The following is a 21,203-nucleotide window of genomic DNA, read 5'->3' on the forward strand; positions in this document are numbered from 1 at the left end:
GCGTGGACGACGTGCACGACTACCGCAGCGACGTGGCGATCCTGCAGGATCGGCGCTTCGCCCTGCTGTTCTCCGCGCGCACGCTCTCGATGCTCGGCATCGCCTTCGCCCCGGTCGCGCTGGCCTTCGGCATCCTCGACCTGCCCGGCGCCACCCCCACGACCCTGTCGGTCGTGCTCGCGGCCGAGTCGGTCGCGATCGTGGTGTTCACGCTCGCCGGCGGAGTCGTCGCCGACCGGTACCCCCGGCACCGCGTGCTGCAGGCGGCGGAGTGGGTCAACGCCCTGGCCCACGTGGGGCTGGGCGTGATGATCCTGGGTGAGCAGGCGCCGACCTGGGCCCTGGCCACGGCTGCTGCGGTCTCGGGCACCGCGACCGCCATGGTCTGGCCGGCCCTCACCGGCATCGTGCCCGACGTCGTGCCCGACGCCCATCTCCAGCAGGGCAACGCCCTGCTGGGCCTGGGCGGCAACGTCGCCCGCGTGGCCGGCCTGGTCGCCGGCGGCGTGGTCGTGGTCGCGGTGGGCGGCGGCTGGGCGCTCCTCATCGCGGCGGCGCTCTTCGGCGTGGCCGGCCTCCTGATCTCCATGCTGGGCCTGACACGAGCCCGGGTGGGCGGGGTCGGGGGCACGATCCTCGGCGACCTGCGGGACGGCTGGCAGGAGTTCCGCAGCCGCCAGTGGCTCTGGGTCGTCGTCGTGCAGTTCTCCGTGCTGGTCATGGTGTGGCAGGCCGCCCACCTCGTGCTCGGACCGGTCGTCGCCAAGCAGGAGCTCGGCGGCCCCAAGGCGTGGACTGCCGTCCTCACCGGCGAGGCCATCGGGCTGATCGTGGGAGTGCTCATCGCGATGCGGGTCAGGCCCCGCCGTCCCATCCTCGCGGTGACGCTCCTGAGCTTCGGCGCGGCGCCGCCGTACCTCCTCCTCGGCTACAGCGCCCCGTTGTGGCTGGTCGTCGCGAGCGCGTTCCTGCTGGGAGTGTGCTTCGACCTCTTCACCGTGCTCTGGCAGACCACGATGCAGCGGGAGATCCCGCCCGCGGCGCTGTCACGCGTGAGCTCCTACGACGCCCTGGGCTCGCTGATGCTGGGGCCCCTCGGCCTGGTGCTGGCTGGCCCGGCAGCGGAGTCGTTCGGCCCGCACCCGGCGCTCATCGGCTGCGGTGCCGTCATGCTCATGACGACTCTCTTCGCCCTCTGCTTCCCCGGCGTCCGCCAGCTGGAGGCACCCGTCGCCCGGCCCGGGGTCACGGCGCCGGCCGGAGGCTGAGGAGCCAGCCCGCCCATGCGCGCGACGCACTGAACGTCCAGGTCTTGGTGCCGCTCGGGCCTGCTGTCGCCTGCACCCCGTCGGCGTAGTCCTGGCGCTTGCCGCCGAGGTCCCAGGCCTCCGTCAGGCCCGCCGGGCTGGTCATGGTCACCGTGGTCGCACTGGTGTTCGTCGCCATGCAGCCGACCACCATCGACCCGGGATCGACGGTCGTCACCCCCGGGACTGCCCCGGACGTCGCAGCCGCCCCGCTCGCGGTCTGCACGCCGGGCCCGACAGGGGTGGACGTGTCGACCCCGGCGTAGCGGGCGATGCCACCGCTGCTGGCCACCGACTTGGACAGCGCCCAGGTGTAGCTGGCCGGCTCCGCAGCCGTGGCAACGCGGTAGTACCCGTACACCCGCGGGTTCGACACCGTGGTCACCGCAGCGACCCTGGTCCACCCGGTCGGCGCGCCCGACGCGGTGACGTTGGCACCGTTGGTGGCGATGCAGGAGACGAGCACGTCACCAGCCACCGTGCCCTGCGGACGCTCGATCGTGATCTGCGCGCTCGTGGTGGTGTTGACCTTCGTCGCGGTCGACTGGCGCGTGACCTCCCCCGTGGGCGGGGGCGGCGCCTCGGCGGTCGTGAACGACCAGGTGTGCTCGGCTGCCATCGCGTTGTGGGCGGCGTCCTGGAGGCCTGTGGTGGCGGTTGCGGTGTATGCCGTGCCGGCTGCCAGCGGGGCGCTGGGCGTGAGCGTTGCGGTGCGGCTGGCCCCGTTGTACGTGACGGCCGCCGCCACCGCCGCCCCGCCGGCGGTGGTCACGAGGCGCAGGGTGGTGCCGTTGACCGTGCCGGGGTCCATCGCCTCCGAGAAGGTCGCCGTGACCGCCGTGCCGACACCGATCCCGGTGGCGCCGTCGGTCGGCGTCGTCGACGTCACCGCCGGCGGTGTGGTGTCCGGGTCCGGGTCGCCGGAACCGGCCGCGGTCACCACGAGCTGGGGGCGGTTCGTGGTGGCCTCGCGGGAGCTGACGTCGGTGCCGTCGCTCGACGTCGGCGCGAGGTTGAAGCTCACCGGGCCGTTGCCCGTGACCAGGCTCGTCACGTCGTACTCGACCCAGGTGCCCGACGGGACCGCCGCGGCGTCGGCGACCACGCCGGTCGTCCGCGCCGGCCGGCCGGACGCCCACGTGATGGCGGCCTCGTCCCACGCCGTGCCGGTGCCGTAGACCGCGGGTCCGTTGGTGGAGCCGTTGGTGGCGTACAGGCGCAGCTTCGCGCTCTGCACCGCCCCCGGCAGGCCAGCGACCGAGAAGCGCAGATAGCTCTCCTCGGCGGGTGAGGTGTCGGCGAGGAGCTTGACGGACGTGCCGAGGTTGGTGCTCGGCGTGCCGGACTGCACCGCCGCGTCGGCCTCGGCACCGAACGTCGTCGTGACGGAGGCGGAGGGGTCGACCGTCCACGAGCGTGTCGCCGGCGTCCCGTCCGTGTTCCCGGCCGCATCGGTGGCGCGCACCGAGAAGGTGTGCTCCCCCGCGCCCAGGCCGGTGAGGGTCCGGGGGGAGGTGCAGGATGCGTACGCACCAGCGTCGAGGCTGCACTCGAACGTGCTGGGCTCGTTCGCCGAGAAGACGAACGTGGCCGTCGTGCTTCCGGTCGGGCCGCTCGGCCCGCTGTCGATGGTCGTCGAGGGCGGAGTGGTGTCGTTGCCGCCGGTGCCCGGGGCCCCGATCTGGCGGGGGTCGAACAACGGGTCGATGAGGAGCTTCGGGGTGAAGGCGTTGGCGATGTCCGTCCACGACACGTACTTGTAGTTCTGGTTCCCTGACCTGCCGTTGCCGGCGTCCGAGTTGACGTGGTCCTGCGCGGTGAAGAGCCCGTTCGGGAACGCGGACCCGAGCCCGAAGTTCGTCACGTCGGCGCCGTCCTGGCCGCTGACGCCGTCGACGCCCGTGGGGCCGGTGCCGATCTTGAACGAGCCGACGAAGGCGTTGTCTCCGCGGTTGTAGATGACGAAGTTCGACCCACCCTGGCTGGACACGATGAGGTAGCCGGTCCCGTTGCGGCCGTAGTAGATCGTCGGGTTCTTGATGTTGTCCACGATGTGTCCGCCCGAGGCCGCGATGGTGTCGACGGCGGTGCGGGCCGACCCGTCTCCAGGCTCGGCGCCGTAGCGCCACAGCGCGACGTTCTCCTCGGCGACGTAGATCCGCTTGAGCTCGTCGTCCGCGATGATCCCCTCGGAGCTGTCGCCGTTGTCGAAGGAGCGCACCATCGTCCCGGTGACGGTCCCGGACGTGCCGTTGAGCTCCCACTGCGAGATGACGTTCGTGTGGAAGTCGTGGATCAGGGCGTAGTACCTGCCCGAGTCCGGGGAGTGGTACATCGCGAAGCCGCGAGGCCGTCCCGTGGTGTCGATCCGGCCCACGAGCGTGAGCGAGCGGTCCGCGGGGTTGACCTTGTAGAAGCGGGCCCCCGTGGAGGTCTCGTTGCGGTCGGTGACCCCGACCAGCGCCACCCGCTCCGACCCGAGCGGGAAGTTGTAGCGCAGGTCCACGTTGTTCATGCTGCCGTGGGCGTACCAGTGCACCAGGTCGCCCTGGAGGTCCCACACCCCCAGACCGCCCGTGGTCAGCTTGTCCGTCCCGATGACGACACTCTGGGAGGGGTCGCTCGGGTGGATCCAGATCGCCGTGTCGTCGGCGGCGTCGGACGCGCTCGGCACGGCGGTCGTCTCCGCGGCTGCAGGCACGGTGACGTCTGCAGCCGCCGCTGGCAGGGCGGTCAGGCCCTGCAGGGCCAGCAGACCGGAAACGACGACGACGAACACTGACCTGCGCTGCATGACGACCCCGACATCACTCAAGTGGTCCCCTCACCCAAGTTCCTGCCGAGCGTAGGCCGGGGGCGCCGGGCCCGGAATAGCCCGCTGGGCCCAGCCGCGGGGGTGCGGCGCTAGCCCGTCGTGGTCATGCAAACCCGTTCTCCTGACGGCAAACCGGGCGTTGTGGGGCAGGACGACGAGGTAGCGTTGCTGCCCGTGGGCGACCTGCGACCGCACCCGGTCACCGGCGAGGTGTTCGACTCACCCGTGCCGCCCGGCACGGGCTGGCCCGGCGACCCGGCGACGCCGGACACCCCCGTCGCCCACACGGCGGGCGAGGTCCGCAGGCTCGCCGCGACGGCCGAGGACACCACCGAGCTCGACGCCCGGGTCTCCGTCTGCCGGGCGTGCCGGCGGCTCGTCCGGTGGCGCGAGTCGGTGGCCAGGGAGGGCAGGCGTGCCGCCTTCGCCGACCAGCCCTACTGGGGCCGGCCCGGCCCCGGCTTCGGCGATCCCGAGGCCGACGTGCTCGTCGTGGGCCTCGCGCCGGCCGCCAACGGCACGAACCGGACGGGGCGGATCTTCACCGGCGACCGCAGCGGGGACTGGCTGTATGCCGCGCTGCACCGCGCCGGGTACGCGAGCCAGCCGGGGAGCTGGGCGAGTGGGGACGGGCAGTCGCTGCGCGGCATGCGGATCGTGGCGGCGGTGCGCTGCGCGCCCCCGGAGAACCGGCCGACCCCGGACGAGCGCGAGACCTGCGGGCCCTGGCTCGACCGCGAGCTGGTGCTGGCAGCGCCGCGGCTGCGGTCGGTGCTGGCCCTGGGCGCCATCGGGTGGGAGGCCACCCTGGCCGGCGCGCGGCGGGCCGGCTACGAGGTGCCGCGGCCGAAGCCGAGGTTCGGTCACGGAGCAGAGGCGCAGCTGGCCACCCCGGAGGGCCGGCCCGTCCGGCTCGTCGGCAGCTACCACGTGAGCCAGCAGAACACCTTCACGGGCAAGCTCACCGAGGCGATGCTCGACGACGTCATCGCCCGGCTCTGACCCGCGCGGGTGGCGCGCACGCGGCATACAGTGCCCGGGTGAGCACGACAGCGCGCGCCCTGACCGTCCCCCGCAACGGCGACTCCTCGGTGCTGGAGGTGCGGGAGGTCGACGTGGCCGCCCCCGGCCCCGGCGAGGTGCAGGTCGAGGTCGCCGCCGTCGGCGTGAACTTCATCGACGTCTACCAGCGCGAGGGCGTCTACCCCATCCCCACGCCGTTCACCGCCTGCTCCGAGGGCGCCGGCACGGTGACCGCTGTCGGCGAGGGCGTGCGGGCTCTCGCGGTCGGCGACCGGGTGGCCTGGGGCCAGGGGCTCGGCAGCGCCGGCACGCTCGTGAACCGTGCCGTCGACAGCCTCGTCCCCGTCCCCGACGGACTCGACCTCGAGGTGGCCGCGGCGGCGATGCTCCAGGGCATGACCGCGCACTACCTGGTCACCGACACGTACGCCGTGCGGCCGGGCACCGTGGCCCTCGTCCACGCCGCGGCGGGCGGGGTGGGCCAGCTGCTGGTGCAGATGGTCACGGCCAGGGGCGGCCGCGTCATCGCCACGGCGGGGACTCCTGAGAAGGTGGCCACGGCGAGGCGGCTCGGCGCGGAGACGGCGATCGACTACTCGCAGGCCGACGACCTCGCGGCAGCCGTGCGGGCGGCCAACAGCGGCAACGGGGTCGACGTCGTCTACGACGGGGTCGGCAGGAGCACTTTCGACGCCTCGCTGGCCTCGTTGCGACCGCGCGGGATGCTGGTGCTCTTCGGCGCGGCGAGCGGCCAGGTGCCGCCCTTCGACATCCAGCGCCTCAACAGCGGCGGCTCGCTGTTCCTCACGCGCCCGACGCTCGGCCACTACGTCGCCACCCGCGACGAGCTGCTCGCGCGGGCAGCCTCGGTTCTCGGCGACCTGGCCGCCGGTCGGCTGCACCTCGAGATCGGCGGCCGCTACCCGCTGACCGAGGCAGCCAGGGCGTACGACGACCTCGAGGGCCGGCGCACGACGGGGAAGCTGCTGCTCACGCCCTGAGGTCCCCGGCACGCCCGACGAGGCGGCAGACTGTCGCCATGGCGCCGTGGGTGCTGCACGTCGACCTCGACCAGTTCATCGCGGCGGTCGAGCTGCTGCGGCGCCCGGAGCTGCGCGGGCAGCCGGTGATCGTCGGCGGCCGGGGCGACCCGAACGAGCGCGCCGTGGTCTCGACCGCGTCCTACGAGGCGCGCGAGTTCGGCGTGCGGTCCGGGATGCCGCTCAAGACCGCCGTGCGCAAATGCCCCCAGGCCGTGCTGCTGCCGGTCGACGCGCCGCTCTACGAGGCGGCCTCGCACCAGGTCATGGACACCCTGCGCGGGCTGGACGGCACCGTCGTGGAGGTGCTCGGGTGGGACGAGGCCTTCGTCGGCGTCGACACCGACGACCCGGTGGCCTTCGCCCGGCGCATCCAGGCCGCGGTCCTCGCGGCCACCGACCTGCACTGCTCGGTCGGCATCGGGGACACCAAGATCCGGGCCAAGATCGCCACCGACTTCGGCAAGCCCCAGGGCGTCTTCCGTCTCACGCGCGAGAACTGGTTCGAGGTGATGGGTGACCGCCCCACCGACGCGCTCTGGGGAGTCGGCAGCCGCATCTCGGCCCGGCTGGCCGGGCTGGGGATCGCCACCGTCCACGACCTGGCCCGGGCCGACCCCGAGCGGCTCGCGACGGAGTTCGGCCCCACGATGGGTCCGCACTACGGCCGGATCGGCCGGGGCGTGAGCAGCGCCCGGGTGGACGACACGCCCTACGTCCCCAGGGCCCACGGCCGGGAGGTCACGTACCAGCAGAACCTGACGGACCCCGACGACATCGCCCGTGCGGTCGCGTTGCTGGCCGAGCAGGTCGTGAAGGACATCGCCGCAGAGGAGAGGCCGTGCCTGCGCGTGCACCTCAAGGTGCGCTTCGCCCCGTTCTTCACCGTCGCGCGCAGCCGCAAGCTGGCGGAGCCGACCTACGACGCCGCGGTGATCGGCGACACCGCCCTCGACCTCTTGCGCGGGCTCGAGGACGAGCGCCCGATCCGCCTCCTCGGCGTCCGGGCCGAGATGGTGCCACCCGAGGGCGGCTACGACGACCAGGGACGGCGTGCGGCACGCGATCCGCGGGCAGCCGGCTGACCCCGGCGCGACGGCTACCAGAGCGCGGCGACCGCGGTGTTGACCACGGCCAGCCCACCGGCCGCCTGGACGAGCGTCGGGTTGGGCTCGCCGCGCTTCTGCCGGGCGTTCCCGATCTCGGCGAGCCCGGCCACGGCCAGGGCGACCACGAGCTTGACGCCGACCTTGGGGTGGTTGACCGGGTCGGTGCCGGCCTCCGCGATGCCGACCAGCAGCAGGCCGGTGACGACCTGCGCCCGCGCACCCCAGAGGATCGGCGGTACCACACGGGGCTCGTTGCGCACGACCAGCCAGCCGCCGACGATCGCGGCCATGCCGAGCAGGTGCAGGAGAACGAGCAGATCCTTGACGACGTCCATGGCCCCGCAGCCTAGATCACAGCAGTCGGCGGCCCATCGCCCAGGCGGTCAGCTCGTGCCGCGACGACAGCTGGAGCTTGCGCAGCACCGACGAGACATGTGTCTCAACGGTTTTCACAGAGATGAACAGCTCCTTGGCGACTTCCTTGTACTGGTAGCCGCGAGCGATCAACCGCATCACCTCGCGCTCGCGGGCGCTCAGGCGGTCCAGCTCCTCGTCGACCTCGGCGATCTCCCCCGCTGCCGCGCCGAAGGCGTCGAGCACGAAGCCGGCCAGCCGCGGCGAGAACACCGCGTCACCGTCGGCCACGCGGCGGATCGCGTTGGTGAGGTCGCCGGCGTTGATGGTCTTGGTGACGTAGCCGCGGGCGCCGGCACGGATGACGGCGATGACGTCCTCGGCGGCGTCGGACACCGACAGCGCGAGGAACCGCACGGGCTGCCCGGACTCGGTCTCGAGGCCCCGGCAGCCGTGGATGACGTCGACGCCGCCGTTGCCGTTGCCACCGGGGAGGTGGACGTCGAGCAGCACCACGGAGGGCCGGGTCGCGGTGATGACCTCGACCGCCGTCTCGACGGTCGGCGCCTCCCCGACGATGTCGACCGCGTCGCCGATCTCGGCGCGGACGCCGGAGCGGAACATCCGGTGGTCGTCGACGAGGACGACGTCGACCCTGGGGTCACGGGGTTGCATGGGAGGCCTCCGCTCCGGTCTGGGGTTCGCTGGTGCCGTTCGTGGTCGTGCCGTTGGACGGGGTGGCGGCGGTGGGCGCCGGCAGGGCCAGCGCCACCTCGGTGCCGCTCTCGAGCCGGCGGACCCTGGCCGACCCGCCGTGCCGCTCCATGCGGCCCAGGATGGACTGCCGCACCCCGAGCCGGTCCTCGGGGATGTCGTCGAGCTCGAACCCCGGGCCGTGGTCGCGGACGAACGCCTCGACCCCCGACGGGCCGATCTCGACGTAGGCCGACACGGGTGGCGCGCCGTGCCGGACCGCGTTCAGGAGGGACTCCCGCACGGCCCGCACGAGCGCCTGCCCACCGTCGTCGAGGTCGCGGTCACCCGTGACGACCAGCTCGATGGGCGTGCCGTGGACGTCCTCGACCTCGTGCGCGACCTCAGCCACCGCGGCGGCGAGGGTGGCGTCGGAACCGGTCGGGCCGGCATACAGCCACGAGCGAAGCTCGCGCTCCTGGGCGCGGGCGAGCTGCGCCACCGCCGTCGGGTCGTCGGCCTTGCGCTGGATGAGGGCGAGCGTCTGGAGCACCGAGTCGTGCAGGTGGGCCGCGATGTCGGCGCGCTCGGTGGCCCGGGCGAGCTCGGCCTGCTCGCGGCGCAGGTCCGACCAGAGGCGCAGGCCCCAGGGAGCCGCGATCAGCACCACGCCGGCGAGGACGGCCAGGGAGGCGAGAGCGATGTCCCAGATGGCGGTCAGGGAACGCCCCCGCGACACCACGACGACCAGGCCGACCAGCGCCAGCAGGCCGCCGAACGCGAGCCGCGCAGCGCTGAACCGCCTTGTGCCCGAGGAGGACCCGAGCCAGCGGCCACGTTGGGCGTCATCGAGCTGCGACCAGGCGATCACGGCGCCGACCGCCACCACGAGCAGGGGGACGAGGAAACCGAGCCGGAGGTCGAGCCCGGCGTTCTGGACGACGACGAGCAGCCCTACGACGACGAGGATGCCGCCGACGAGGAGCACGCGCGTCGCGTCGCGGGACTGGCTGTCCGTGGCGCCGTCGACGTCTGCGGCCGCGGCCTCCACGCCCAGACGCGGGCCCGTGGGGCGCGCCGGGTCGACCGGCACCCTGCCGTCCTCGCCCTCGATGGTGCCGTGGACCGACTGCGGCGTCAGCGCCCAGAGGAAGAGATAGGCGATGATGCCGGCCCCGCCGGTGAGCGTCAGCACGATGAAGCCGATCCGGATCAGGCGCAGGTCCCACCCGAGGTGCTGCGCCAGCCCGGCACACACACCGCCCACGATGCGCCCTTCCACCGGGCGGTGGAGGACGGGCCTGGGAGCAGGCTCCGCGGCCTGGAGGGCTGCAGTCCGCTCCGGCCGCTCGTAGGGGGTCGGCATGCCCACATCTTGTCCCACCCGCGGGGCGACCACGAGTGCATTCAGGGGCGTAGTGCCCTACTTCAGGGTCGCGTCAGGGGTGACCCTCATGGTGAGGGAAGGCTCCTCGAAGGAAGCATGAGTGCCATGACGCAGAACCCTGGCCAGACCGCTGGCTCCCCACCGCAGCACCTGAGCGGACTCGACCGCTTCTTCGGCTGGCTGCGCTCCATCGACGTCCGCCGCGACACCGAGGACAAGTGGCTCGCGGGCGTGTGCTCCGGCATCGCCCACCGGCTCGGCGTGGACCCCCTGGTGATCCGGGCCGGGCTCATCGTCCTCATCCTCCTCGGGGGGATCGGCGTGACGCTCTACCTCATCGCGTGGGCGTTCCTCCCCAACACCCAGGAGGAGATCGTCGCGGAGAAGGCCGTGCGCGGCGGCGACGTCGGCGGCATCCTCCTGCTCGCCCTCGTCGTCCTCTCCCTGGTCGGCGGCTCGGGCCTCGTCGACGGCGGCGGCTGGGGCATCTGGTGGCTGTGGTGGGTCGCCATCCCCGTCGGCCTCGTCGTGTGGCTGGTCACCCGCAACCGGGAGCCCGGTCAGGCGGTCGTCCCGAGCGGCCAGACCCCGCCGTATGCCGCGGCCCCGTATGCCGCGGCGCCGGCACCGGGCGCTCCCGGCGCCCCGCCTGCCGGGCCGGCGCCCGCCGCCCCGATCGCACCCCGCGGCACCGCCGCTGCGCTGCCGCCCGGCCAGGCGCCCTCCGGGCCGGTGCCCCCGGGCATGACGGCCGGTCCCTCCGGGCCGGGCGGCCCCTCCGGTCCACCCGTGGCTCCGTACCAGCCGTACCAGCCGCCCCGCCCGCCGGCACCGCCGCGGCCGCGCCACCGCAGCGCCGGCTTCCTCGCCGCCGTCATCGTGTCCGGCCTCGGGCTGGCCGCCTACGGCCTGACGGCCTGGGGGCACGCGGAGCTCGGCTGGTCCGGCGACCAGCACGTCACCAGCCTGGCCGTCGCCCTCGGCGTGGTCGCCCTCAGCGTCGTGGGCATGGGGCTGGCCGGCTTCCGTTCGGGCCTGACCGGCTTCCTCGCCGTCCTCCTGGCGGTCACGACGTGGTTCGCCTCCATCGTCCCGTCGGTGAACATCGGCGGCGGGATCGGTGACCGCGAGTGGCGCCCGACCGGCTCCCAGACCTCGGAGAGCTTCGAGCTGGGAGTGGGCTCGGCCAACCTGCACCTCGGGTCCTACCCGACGAGCCCGACCACCCCTGGCCGGATCGACGCCCGCGTCGGCGTCGGCGAGCTGCGCATCCTCGTGCCCGACGACCTGACGGTGGAGGTCCGCAGCGACGTCAACGTCGGCGAGATCACCGAGGCCGGCGGCTGGGGCCTCGACGAGAACAACCAGTGGACCCAGAACGGGCAGGGCGGGCGCAACCTCAGCAGCACCGAGGTCATCGGCACCGGACCCACTGACGTGGTCGTCCACGCCCGTGTCGGTCTCGGCCAGATCATCATCGGCAAGGAGTGACCCAGATGAGCAACAGCACCCCGGAGCGCGACGAGCGCAGCCAGCCCACCCGCGAGCTGCCCAGTCCCGCGACCTCCGCCGACGCCACGGGCGGGGCGCCGACGACCCAGGTCCCGACGACCCAGGTCCCGACTGCCCAGGTCCCGGCTGCCCACGCACCGACCGACCGCCCCACGAGCACGGGGAGCCGCATCAGCGACACCCCGGTCGCGACCGAGCCGAGGCCGGGTCCCCCGCAGGATCGGCCGGCCGAACCGGAGCCCGGCCCCGTCAAGGGTCCGTACCTCTCCACGGTCATCCTCGGCATCGTGTGCCTGGCCGTCGCCGGCCTGGTGTTCGCCCAGGAGGTGGCCGGTATCAGCATCGACTGGGGCAACGTCGGACCGCTGGGCATCGTCCTCGCCGGCGCCGTCCTGGTGGTCCTCGGAACCCTCGGGCTCGTGGCCTCCCGGCGCCGCCACTGAGCACGGCAGCCTCACACGCTGGTCCGCGCCCCCTCCAGGGCGCGGGCCAGCGTCTCGGTGTCGTGCGGCGCGGTGTGCCTGATCCCCTGCACGAAGAACGTGGGGGTGCCACGGGCGCCGCTGGCCTCGGCGCTGGCGACGTCCTCGCGCACCCGCCGGGCCACGGACTCGTCGTCCAGCGCCCGGGCGAAGGCCTCCACGTCGAGGCCGAGGTCCGCGGCATACCCGAGGAGGTCCTCAGGCCTGAGCTGGGACTGGTGGCGGAAGAGGACGTCGTGCATCTCCCAGAACCTGCCCTGGGCGTCCGCGGCCTCGGTCGCGCAGGCTGCGAGCTCGGCGCACGGGTGGACGTCGGCCAGCGGGAGGTGGCGGAAGACGTAGCGCAGCTCGACGCCGAACCGCTCCCGCAGCTCCCGCACGACCCCGGTGGCCCGGCCGCAGAAGGGGCACTCGAAGTCGCCGTACTCGACCAGGGTCAGGGGCGCCTCCACGCGCCCGCGGATGTGGTCGCGGGCCGGGTCGACCGGTTCGGAGAGCAGCATCGGCAGGCCGGCGGTGCGCTCGCCGCGGAACCGGGCCGCGGCCCAGAAGACGAGCCAACCGAGGAGCACCGCGGCGCAGGCAGCCAGGAGCACCCCCACGGTGGCGGCGTCCTGCTGGCGCTCGCTCTCGAAGGCGAGGCCGACGATGAGCAGCGAGACGGTGAACCCGATGCCCGAGAGGGCGGCCCCGCCGAGCACCTGCCCCTCCCCGACGCCCTGCGGGAGCCGGCCCAGGCCGAGCCGCACGGCCAACAGGGACCCGAGGCCGACGCCCACGAGCTTGCCGAGCACCAGGCCGACGACCACACCCCAGGTGAGCGGCGAGCGCAGCGCCTCGCCGAGCATCCCGCCGCGCAGGTCGACCCCTGCGTTGGCGAGGGCGAAGACCGGGACGACCGCGAAGCTCGTCCACGGGTGCAGCACCATGAGCATCCGCTCGTTGACCGAGATCGCCCGCTGGAAGCCGAGCTGGGCGCTGCGACCGACATCGGCCCGCGGCGACTGCCGGAACGCGCGGGCCAGCGACGCAGCTCCCTCCACCTCGTGGCGCTCCGGGGTCCGCGCCGCCATGAGCAGCCCGGCCGTCATGCCGGCGATGGCCGGGTGGAGCCCGGACTCGAGCGTGGCGAGCCAGAGCGCGAGGGCGACCAGGACGTAGGCCGCCCCGCGCCAGACGCCCCACCGGCCCAGGAGCCACATCAGCACCAGGCAACCGGCCGCCGCCGCGAGCCACACCGGCTGCAGCGCGTCCGAGTAGGCGACTCCGATGACGGTGACCGCCACGATGTCGTCGATCACCGTCAGCGTGAGGAGGAAGACCCGCAGCTGGGTGGGACAGGCGGGCCCGACGAGCGCGAGCGCGCCGAGGAGGAACGCCGTGTCCGTGCCGATCACGACGCCCCAGCCGCGGGCGGCCTCGCCGGCAGGGTTGAGCGCGAGGTAGAGCAGCGCGGGCACGACCATCCCCAGCACTCCGCCCACGAGCGGCACCACCACCCGGCGCCGTTGGGTGAGCTCGCCGATCGAGAGCTCGCGGCGCACCTCGAGCCCGATGACGAAGAAGAAGAGCGCCATGAGCCCGTCGTTGACCCAGTGGCCGAGGTCCATCGCCAGCTCCGCGCTGCCGACCTGCACCGAGAGCGGGGTGTGCCAGAGGCTGGTGTAGGACTCCGACAGCGGCGAGTTGGCCCACACCAGCGCGATGGCGGTGGCGGCCAGGAGCATCCCGGCGCTGGCCGCCTCGGTGCCCAGAAACGCCCGCAGCGGCCCGGACAGCTGGCCGAGCAGGGCGCGGCGCCTGGCCTCGGTCTGGCGCGCCGGTGAGCCGGCGCGCGCGGCCCTCGCTCTCACCCGGGAAATGGTAGTGACCGGGCGGCTCGGGGTCAGGGCCTCAGCCAGGCCTCGAGATGCGGCGCGAACGAGCGGGTGATGCGGTACCGCCCCAGGTCGGCCGGGTCGACCCAGCGCACCGCGGCGGTGGAGCCGCCGACGTCGTAGACCACCGGGTCGGTGGGACGCGGGCAGAGGGCCGTGAAGACGATGCGCACGGCGTGGAAGTCCTCGAGCCGCCCGCTCGGGGCCCGGCCGATCCAGTGCTGGGTGTGGATGTCGAGCACCTCGGCGTCCTCGATGTCCTGGCCGCTCTCCTCCCACACCTCCCGGTGCAGGGCCTGCAACGGCGACTCGCCGGCGTCGATCCCCCCGCCGGGGAGGGTCCAGCGGCCCGCCGCGTTCGTCGTCTCCGAGAGCTGGGTGAGCAGCACGCCGCGGTCACTGTGCACCAGGCCGTATGCCGCCGCGCGCTGGTACGGGTGCACGTCCTCGCCTGGCGCGCGGACGAGGCTGGGGTCGGTGGGCACGGCGACCTCCGCGGCCGGCGCGTCGCCCGCGGCGGCCGGCCGCACGGCATACACGAGGGTGAGCTCGTGACCCCGGTCGGTGACGGTGTCGATGTCGCGCACCCCCTCCGAGACCCAGCCGAGGCCTCGCAGGGCCCGGACCGGGTCGACACCGTGGGCGAGCCGGAAGACGACGACGCGCTCCCCGCTGGCATCCACACCGGCGACGTGCAGGTCGGCCTGGTGGGGGCGGGCGGGCGGCGGGGTCTGTGGGGTGCTCACCGCATCGACCTCGCGCGGGCGTACTCCGCCTCGGCCATCGCGACGACCTCGGGCCAGGACTGCCTCGGCGGGCTCGTGGCGGCGTGCTTGGCCAGCTGGCCGCGCAGGGTGTCGTCGGCGACAAGGCGCGCGAGGGCCGCAGCGAGCGCGTCGTCGTCCTTCGCGAGCAGGCCGTCGACGCCGTCCTCGACGAACTCGGTGACACCGGTGCCCACCCGCGCGAGCACGGGAAGCCCGGCGGTGCGGGCCTCGAGGGCAGCGATCCCGAACGCCTCGAGCCGCGCCGGGGTGAGGTACAGGTCGGACGCCCAGTAGCGCTCGCGCAGCTCGTCGCGGGTGACCCGGCCGGGCAGCCGGACCCAGGACTCCATGTGGTGGGTGGCGGCGAAGCGCTCGAGACGGCGGCGCTCGGGCCCTTCACCCATGAGGTCGAGGGTGAAGTGCACCTGCGGGGGCAGCAGCTCGCGGGCCCGGGCGGCGACCTCCAGCACCGCGACCGGGCGCTTGCGCGCCGCGAGCCGCATGGCGGCGACGACCCGCACCGGAGCACCCTCCGGGTGCTCGTGGGGGGTGGGCGGCGCCCACTGCCCCACGTCGATGCCGTTGGGAAGGACCTCGACCTCCGCGCCACGGCCCACGATGCCCCCCACCGAGGCTGCGGCGACCCCGGAGACCGCGCTCAGCGCGGCACCGCGCCGGGCCCAGCGGCGGGCGTGGCCGGTCAGCCGGAAGGCGAGCTGCGACCGCTCGATCAGGCAGTGCCAGGTGATCGCCGTCGGCAGGCCCAGGCCGAGGGCGACGTCGGCCATGTCGGTGGCGAAGGGGCTGACGACCCCCATGTGGACGTGCGCGACGTCGAACCTTCCAGCGGCCAGACGGCGTCGGACCTCCGGTGGCGCCAGCGGGTTGACCGGCAGCTCCCACGGCAGCCGCAGGGCCATCCGGTGCACGCTGGTCCCGTCGACCTGCTCGACGAAGCCGTGCCGCTCACCGTGGCTCCCGGGGGTGGCGGTGAACACCTCGACCTCGTGCCCGTGGGCGCCCAGCTGCGCCGCGAGGTCGTGGACCTGCACCTCGATCCCACCCAACCGGGGCAAGTAGCAGTCCGACAGCAGCGCAACCTTCACAGGCTAGAGCCTGCCATGCGACAGGATGGCCTGTGATGACCCACACGCTGCTCGCGTTCCACGCCCACCCCGACGACGAGGCCCTGCTCACCGCCGGGACGATGGCACGCGCCGCGGCGGAGGGGCACCGCGTCGTGCTCGTCGTGGCCACGGACGGTGCCCAGGGCCTGGCCTCCCGGGCGTATGCCGGGGACGGCCGCCTCGCGCAGCGACGACTGGCGGAGCTGCGCGAGAGCGCCGGCGCGCTCGGGGTGGCGAGGGTGGAGCACCTGGGGTACTCCGACAGCGGGCTCGACGGAACCGCAGAGCCCGTCGGGGGCTCGACGCCCTTCGTGCGCGCCACCGTCGAGGAGGCGGCCGAGCGGCTGGCGGCCATCTTGCGGGAGGAGACGGCCGACGTGCTGCTCACCTACGACCGCAACGGCGGCTACGGCCACCCCGACCACGTGCGCGTGCACGAGGTCGGCGCACTGGCCGCCCGGCTGGCGAGGACCCCCCGGCTGCTGGAGGCGACCGTGCCGCGCGACACGATCTGCCGGGCCATCAGGCTGGTCGGCCGCCTCTACCGGTTCCCACCCGAGTTCGACCCCACCTCCTTCGAGCGCGCGTTCAGCCCCCGCGCCGAGATCACCCACCGGGTCGGCGTGCGCCGGTATGCCGCCGCGAAGCGCGCCTCCATGCGCGCCCACGCCTCGCAGGCCAGCGCCGACGGTGGCGCGGACCGCACCCTCGCAGCCTTCCTGCGCATTCCGCGCCCGCTGTACGACCTGGTCTTCGGCCGGGAGTGGTTCATCGACCCGACCAGGCGGCCCGGGTCTCCCGTGCTGCGGGACATCTTCGAAGGGCTCTCGTGACTCAGCCGGGGGGCGGGATCCAGGACGGGACGGGGCCTGCCGTCCCGCGGCGCCGACCGCCCCGTCTGCGACGCGCGGCGCAGGTCGGGGTGGGCCTTGCCCTGGCCGCGGGCCTGCTCATCTGGGGGTTGCCGCACTTCGCCAAGACGAGCTGGTCCGAGGTGTTCGAGGTCCTGGCGAGCGTGCCGTTCACGACCGCGGCCGGGCTGCTGGGCCTGGTGGTGGTCGGGCTGTACTGCTACACGTTCACGCTCACGGCGTCCCTGCGCGGGCTGCGGCACTACCAGGCGCTGATCGTCAACGTCTGCGGCTCCTCGATCGGCAACCTGCTCCCCGGCGGTGGCGCGGCCGGCCTGGCCGCGACGTACTCGATCTGCCGGACCTGGGGGTTCTCGCGGCGCGACATCTCGACGATGGCGATCGTCACCGGCGTGTGGAACGTGCTGGCCCGGGTGGCGCTGCCCGTCGTGGCCATCCTCGGCCTGACGTGGGGGGCCGAGAACGTGCCGCCAGCGCTGCGGGACGCCGCCGTGGCCGCCAGCATCAGCGGCCTGGGCCTGCTGGCCGCCTTCGTCGCCATCCTCGTCTCGGAGCGGGCGGCCCTGGCGATCGGCCGGACGATCGACCGGCTCCTGCGGCCGCTGACCCGCCGCCGCAGGGAGTCGAGCACCATGAGCGTGCGCGCCCTGGTCATCGACCTGCGCGCCCGGATCAACGACGTCGTGCGCACCGGGTGGCTGCAGATGACGCTGGGCCTGGCCGGCTTCTTCGGCATCTACTTCGTGCTGTTCGTGCTCTGCCTGCGGATCACCGGCGTGGAGATGTTCTACGGGCAGGTCTTCGCCGCCTACGCGATCGGACGCCTCCTCACCGCGGTGGGCGTCACGCCCGGCGGCCTCGGCGTGACCGAGACCGCCACGGCGGCTGCGCTGGTGGCGTGGGGTGCGAACCCCGCCGAGGCCACGGCCGGGGTCGTCCTGTTCTCGGTCTACACGCACCTGATGGAGGTGCCGCTCGGCGCGCTGGGCTGGGTGGCCTGGACGCTCAGCCCGAAGAGCCTGCCGGTGGACGACGCAGGCTCGGGCGGGGAGGGCCCTAGCTGGCGAGGCGGCGGACCTGCCGCATCCGAGCCTGGTCTGCCACCGCGTCGTCCTGGCTGACGGGCTCGAACGGACGCCCGGTGGCGCGCTCGGCCGCCCAGCCGATGAGCGCGTCCGCGAGGGCCGGGTTGGCCGGCAGGATCGGGCCGTGGAGGTAGGACCCGACGACGTTGTGGACGCGGGCGCCCTCGGTCTGGTCGGTGCCGTTGTTGCCGAACCCGGAGCGGACCTTCCCGAACGCGGACTGGCCCGCACCCAGCGTGGTCGAGCCCGAGTGGTTCTCGTAGCCGACGACCTCCCCGAACTCGGTCTCGAGGACGACGGGACCGATCATCCGCTTGGCGTTGCCCTGCGTCGTCACGTCGAGGATGCCGAGCCCGGGCAGGCGCCTGCCCTCGACCGTGATGAACGCGTTGCCGAAGAGCTGGTACATGCCGCAGATCATCAGCATCGGGGTGCCGGTCTCCGCGAGGTCGCGCAGCTGGTCCGCGATGCGCTCGAGGTCGTCCTCGACGCGCACCTGACCGGAGTCCTGGCCGCCGCCCCCGACGATGAGGTGCGGCTCCGCGGGGAACTCGCCGCCCGGGTGGTGCTGGTGCACCACGGGGCTGTAGCCGTGCCGGCGGATCCGGGCGGCCAGGCAGCGGGTGTTGCCGAGGTCGCCGTAGATGCTCATCTCGCGCGGGTAGAGGTGGACCAGGTTGATGACGCCCTTGCCGGCGTTCTCGGCGCTGGGCACCCGCGCCGAGCCCTCGGGCTCGCCCGGGATGGGGACGTCGGTGTGGGCGGGCCGGGCGTTGAAGGGGCTGTGCACCGCGGGCTGCTCGGTCATGATGCCTCCTCGCCGATGTCGGGCAGGTCGTAGCGCGCCGCGAGGGTGCGGCGCAGGCCCATCATCGCCGTGTAGGTGCAGAAGATCCGCTTGGGCTCGTCGGGGTGCGCGGCCAGGAAGGCGTCGAGGGCGGTGTCGAGCTCGGGCTCGATCGCGTCGACCGGCACGTCGTCGTACTCCAGGCGCAGCGCCATGTCGTAGGCCCGGACCCCGCTCGTCATCGCGACGCCGCGCTCGCGCAGGCTGTCGAAGGACACGTCGTACAGCCAGGACACGTCGCGACCGTCGGCGTAGTTGTCGTTGATGGCGATCATGGTGCTGACCGGCGTGCTGCCGTAGGTGCCGAGCGCCACTGTGAAGCCTGCCGGGTTCTTCACCAGCACCAGCTCGAGCGGCTGGCCGTCGACCTGCACGACCTCGCCCCGCCCGAACGGTGGGGTGACCGAGCGCAGCGCGGCGGCCGCCCGCTCGGGGTCGAAGTCGGCGCCGAGCAGCGCCCGTGCGGCCGTCGTGGCTGCGGTCGCGTTGATCATGGCCGCCAGGCCTCGCTGCTGGAGCTGCAGCGGGCCGACGTGGGGGCCGTCGCCGAACAGGACCTCGAACTCCCGCTCGTCGCTCGGCTTGAGCAGCCCGTCCTCCGGACCCGGTCGCGGTGGCGTGAAGTCGTCGTCGAACCGCACGTCCTGCTCCTGCAGCTCGGGCAGCCGGTCGGCGATCGAGGAGTCCACGCCGAAGTAGCGCACCGCGACCCGGTCACCGACGCGGTCGCGGATGCGCGAGATGAACGAGTCGTCGATGTTGAGGACGACGCCGTCCGTCGTCTGCTCCGCCAGGGACGCCAGCAGCTGAGCGGTGTGGTCGATCTCGGCGAAGCGGTCGAGCTGGTCGCGGGCGACGTTGAGCAGCAGCGAGTGCGTGGGCCTGACCGCGTCCGCGAACTTGAGGGCGTGGGCCTCGTCGAGCTCGAGAACGGCCATGTCCGCCTGCAGTCGGCCGTTCACGGGGAGCTCGCCCAGCATCGAGGAGATGACGCCACGGGTGAAGTTGCTGCCGGTGGGGTTGGTGAACACGTCGAGGCCGTGGGCCCGCAGGATCGCGACCAGCATCTTGGTCGTGGTGGTCTTCCCGTTGGTGCCGCTCACGACGACGATGCCGCGCGGGACGTGTGCCAGCGCGTGGGTCAGGAAACCGGGGTCCATCCGCTCGGCCACCAGGCCGGGCAGGGCCGACCCGCCGCCCCGGAGCCTCGACGCGGCCCGGGCCGCCTTGCCTGCGACCACGGCCGCTGTCGTCCTCAGCACGGACCAACCCTAGTGCGTGGCACACGCCTCGCCTGCGCCGCCTGCCGCCTGCCGCCTGCGCAGACGAGAAGCCGAGGGGCCGAGAGGGCAGCCCGGGTCAGGACGCCAGGTCAGGACGCCGGGTCACGACGCCGGGTCACGACGCCGGGTCAGGAGGCCAGGTCGCGGACCCCGAGGTGGTCGACGGGCCAGGTGGTGAACTGGTCGCCGACCGGGGTGGTCCAGGTGACCACGCCGTCCGGTGTCATGGACACGCGCCAGCGGTCCTGCTGCTTGAGGCGGTGGTGGTGCCGGCACAGGCACATCAGGTTGGCCACATCCGTCGGGCCGCGCGGGTGGGACACCACGTGGTCGACATCGCACCGGGAGGCCGCGACGGTGCAGCCGAAGAACCGGCAGGTGCCGTCGCGAGACTTGACCAGGCGCTCGAGCCAGGGTGGCGGCCGGTAGGCCTCGCAGGTCTCGGACGCGAGGGTCCCCGACTGCCAGTCGCAGAGGGCGAGCAGGGCGCGGGTGCCGAACGCACCGGCGATCTGGCGGACGACCTCACCGGGCACCTCGCCGACGCCGGGCACCTCCACCACCGGCAGCGTGTCCACCGGCAGTGGGAGACCGGACACGTCGTACAGCCCGGCGGCGCCGTCGGCAGGAGCCGTGACGGGGCCAGCGGCAGGGGCGACACCAGCGGCGCCGCCAGCAGCCGCGGTGGCCCCCGCGACGGACCGGCCGAGAGCAGTCTGCGCCGACGCCATGGCAGGCACGGCGGGCAGCGCGAAGGTCACGGTCGTGCGCACCGTCGCGTTGCCCAGCACCAGGTCGGCCATGGCGTCCGCTCGAGCCTGGTCGAGCGTCCGGGCGTCGCCGTCGGCGCGGTACCGGCGAGCCAGCTCGTCGACCGCCGCCCAGCACGCGGCCGACGTCTCGTTCGGCAGGACCGCGAGCCACTCGCTGACGCCGGGTTCGCCGGGGCGCCGCCACAGCCCTCGCTCCTCGCGTGACCGGCGCACCCGCTCGACCAGCGCCTCCGGCTCCAGGCGTGACAGGGCCCGGCGCGCGTGCACCCTGATCTGCGCGGCCGTGCGGCCACCAGCACCGGGCAGGACGACGTCCTGGACCGCGGCGATGGTGTCGGGACCGGCATCGAGGAGCTCACGGGTGAGGACGGTCGCCCGCCACTCGTCCAGCTCGCCGGCCGCCATGACACGCAGCGTGGGAGCCATGACCGAGGCCAGTCGCGCCGCGACTCCGACCTTGGTGTCGGCGGCGGCGGGCGAGAGCCCGAGCGCAGGCCCGACGACGCCCGAGGCGAACTCGCTGACGTGCCCGAGCGGCCTGTCCTGCTGCCCGAGCGTACCGTCCTCGTGGCGCACGTCCTCGCGTGCGGCGTACTGCGCCATCCGCTGGACCTGCACGGCGGACGCGGCGTTGACGACCCGCTGAGACGCCTCGACCCGCTCGGCCAGCTCGGCGTCCGACAGCGAGGTCGGACCGGTGCGGGAGGCCTCGAACTCCTCCTGCACCAGGCGCAGCGCCTCCGCGAGTCGATCGAACATGTGTTCGATCATAGGCGGTTGGGCCGACAACGCCGTGGCGTCATCCACAGGGCACCACCGGGGCACCACCAGCGCACTACCGGCGCACCAC

At 73.7% G+C, this 21,203-nt stretch carries 18 protein-coding genes; 8 read left to right on the forward strand and 10 right to left on the reverse strand.

Annotated elements, in window-relative coordinates; translation table 11 throughout:
- The first annotated feature begins 11 nt into the window (after positions 1-11).
- Complete coding sequence (locus VIB11_RS12720) at positions 12-1,268, forward strand: MFS transporter (RefSeq protein WP_332031603.1); 1,257 nt, start codon at positions 12-14, stop codon at positions 1,266-1,268.
- On the opposite strand, the gene VIB11_RS12725 is transcribed toward VIB11_RS12720, so the two are convergent.
- Positions 1,246-4,122: a phytase gene (locus VIB11_RS12725; protein ID WP_332031604.1), complete on the reverse strand. Its 2,877-nt coding sequence runs from the start codon at positions 4,120-4,122 to the stop codon at positions 1,246-1,248. The two genes, VIB11_RS12720 and VIB11_RS12725, sit on opposite strands and share 23 nt — an antisense overlap.
- A gap of 174 nt (positions 4,123-4,296) precedes the next feature.
- Here VIB11_RS12725 and VIB11_RS12730 point away from each other — a divergent pair, with 174 nt between their 5' ends.
- From VIB11_RS12730 to VIB11_RS12740, 3 genes are read left to right on the forward strand one after another with little or no spacing between them, the layout of a single operon-like run.
- A complete protein-coding gene (locus VIB11_RS12730) occupies positions 4,297-5,124 on the forward strand; it encodes a uracil-DNA glycosylase (protein WP_414695826.1) in 828 nt (275 codons plus the stop codon).
- 38 nt (positions 5,125-5,162) lie between these two features.
- Positions 5,163-6,146, forward strand: a complete 984-nt coding sequence (locus VIB11_RS12735; protein ID WP_332031605.1) for a quinone oxidoreductase — start codon at positions 5,163-5,165, stop codon at positions 6,144-6,146.
- 38 nt (positions 6,147-6,184) lie between these two features.
- Complete coding sequence (locus VIB11_RS12740; RefSeq protein ID WP_332031606.1) at positions 6,185-7,270, forward strand: DNA polymerase IV; 1,086 nt, start codon at positions 6,185-6,187, stop codon at positions 7,268-7,270.
- A gap of 14 nt (positions 7,271-7,284) precedes the next feature.
- On the opposite strand, the gene VIB11_RS12745 is transcribed toward VIB11_RS12740, so the two are convergent.
- From VIB11_RS12745 to VIB11_RS12755, 3 genes are read right to left on the reverse strand one after another with little or no spacing between them, the layout of a single operon-like run.
- Complete coding sequence (locus tag VIB11_RS12745; protein ID WP_332031607.1) at positions 7,285-7,629, reverse strand: hypothetical protein; 345 nt, start codon at positions 7,627-7,629, stop codon at positions 7,285-7,287.
- Between the two features lie 16 nt (positions 7,630-7,645).
- The gene (locus tag VIB11_RS12750) at positions 7,646-8,323 is read right to left on the reverse strand and encodes a response regulator transcription factor (protein ID WP_332031608.1); all 678 of its coding nucleotides are present in this window, start codon (positions 8,321-8,323) and stop codon (positions 7,646-7,648) included.
- Positions 8,310-9,707 (reverse strand): PspC domain-containing protein, encoded by a 1,398-nt coding sequence (locus VIB11_RS12755; protein ID WP_332031609.1) that lies wholly within the window; start codon positions 9,705-9,707, stop codon positions 8,310-8,312. Before VIB11_RS12755 ends, VIB11_RS12750 begins: the two co-directional genes overlap by 14 nt.
- Positions 9,708-9,833: 126 nt before the next feature.
- On the opposite strand from VIB11_RS12755, the gene VIB11_RS12760 reads away from it, so the two are divergent.
- Positions 9,834-11,219: a PspC domain-containing protein gene (locus VIB11_RS12760; RefSeq protein WP_332031610.1), complete on the forward strand. Its 1,386-nt coding sequence runs from the start codon at positions 9,834-9,836 to the stop codon at positions 11,217-11,219.
- 5 nt (positions 11,220-11,224) lie between these two features.
- The gene (locus VIB11_RS12765; protein WP_332031611.1) at positions 11,225-11,683 is read left to right on the forward strand and encodes a hypothetical protein; all 459 of its coding nucleotides are present in this window, start codon (positions 11,225-11,227) and stop codon (positions 11,681-11,683) included.
- A gap of 11 nt (positions 11,684-11,694) precedes the next feature.
- On the opposite strand, the gene nhaA is transcribed toward VIB11_RS12765, so the two are convergent.
- The 3 genes from nhaA to VIB11_RS12780 form a co-directional block, all read right to left on the reverse strand.
- Complete coding sequence (nhaA, locus tag VIB11_RS12770) at positions 11,695-13,500, reverse strand: Na+/H+ antiporter NhaA (RefSeq protein WP_414695827.1); 1,806 nt, start codon at positions 13,498-13,500, stop codon at positions 11,695-11,697.
- Between the two features lie 107 nt (positions 13,501-13,607).
- Positions 13,608-14,345 (reverse strand): NUDIX hydrolase, encoded by a 738-nt coding sequence (locus VIB11_RS12775; protein ID WP_332031613.1) that lies wholly within the window; start codon positions 14,343-14,345, stop codon positions 13,608-13,610.
- The gene (locus tag VIB11_RS12780) at positions 14,342-15,472 is read right to left on the reverse strand and encodes a glycosyltransferase (RefSeq protein ID WP_332031614.1); all 1,131 of its coding nucleotides are present in this window, start codon (positions 15,470-15,472) and stop codon (positions 14,342-14,344) included. Before VIB11_RS12780 ends, VIB11_RS12775 begins: the two co-directional genes overlap by 4 nt.
- 35 nt (positions 15,473-15,507) lie before the next feature.
- Between VIB11_RS12780 and VIB11_RS12785 the strand changes: the two genes are divergently transcribed.
- Together VIB11_RS12785 and VIB11_RS12790 are read left to right on the forward strand one after the other, a co-directional pair.
- Positions 15,508-16,326, forward strand: coding sequence for a PIG-L deacetylase family protein (locus tag VIB11_RS12785; protein WP_332031615.1), 819 nt, complete (start codon positions 15,508-15,510; stop codon positions 16,324-16,326).
- 89 nt (positions 16,327-16,415) lie between these two features.
- Positions 16,416-17,486: a lysylphosphatidylglycerol synthase transmembrane domain-containing protein gene (locus VIB11_RS12790; RefSeq protein WP_332031616.1), complete on the forward strand. Its 1,071-nt coding sequence runs from the start codon at positions 16,416-16,418 to the stop codon at positions 17,484-17,486.
- Here VIB11_RS12790 and VIB11_RS12795 read toward each other — a convergent pair.
- The 3 genes from VIB11_RS12795 to VIB11_RS12805 form a co-directional block, all read right to left on the reverse strand.
- Positions 17,422-18,258, reverse strand: coding sequence for a cobalamin biosynthesis protein CobB (locus VIB11_RS12795; protein ID WP_332031617.1), 837 nt, complete (start codon positions 18,256-18,258; stop codon positions 17,422-17,424). The two genes, VIB11_RS12790 and VIB11_RS12795, sit on opposite strands and share 65 nt — an antisense overlap.
- Positions 18,255-19,559 (reverse strand): MurT ligase domain-containing protein, encoded by a 1,305-nt coding sequence (locus VIB11_RS12800; RefSeq protein WP_332031618.1) that lies wholly within the window; start codon positions 19,557-19,559, stop codon positions 18,255-18,257. Before VIB11_RS12800 ends, VIB11_RS12795 begins: the two co-directional genes overlap by 4 nt.
- A gap of 149 nt (positions 19,560-19,708) precedes the next feature.
- A complete protein-coding gene (locus VIB11_RS12805; RefSeq protein WP_332031619.1) occupies positions 19,709-21,112 on the reverse strand; it encodes an HNH endonuclease signature motif containing protein in 1,404 nt (467 codons plus the stop codon).
- Between the last annotated feature and the right edge of the window lie 91 nt (positions 21,113-21,203).

Origin of the sequence: Pedococcus sp., from assembly GCF_036554925.1 — a bacterium.
Classification (GTDB): Bacteria; Actinomycetota; Actinomycetes; order Actinomycetales; family Dermatophilaceae; genus Pedococcus_A.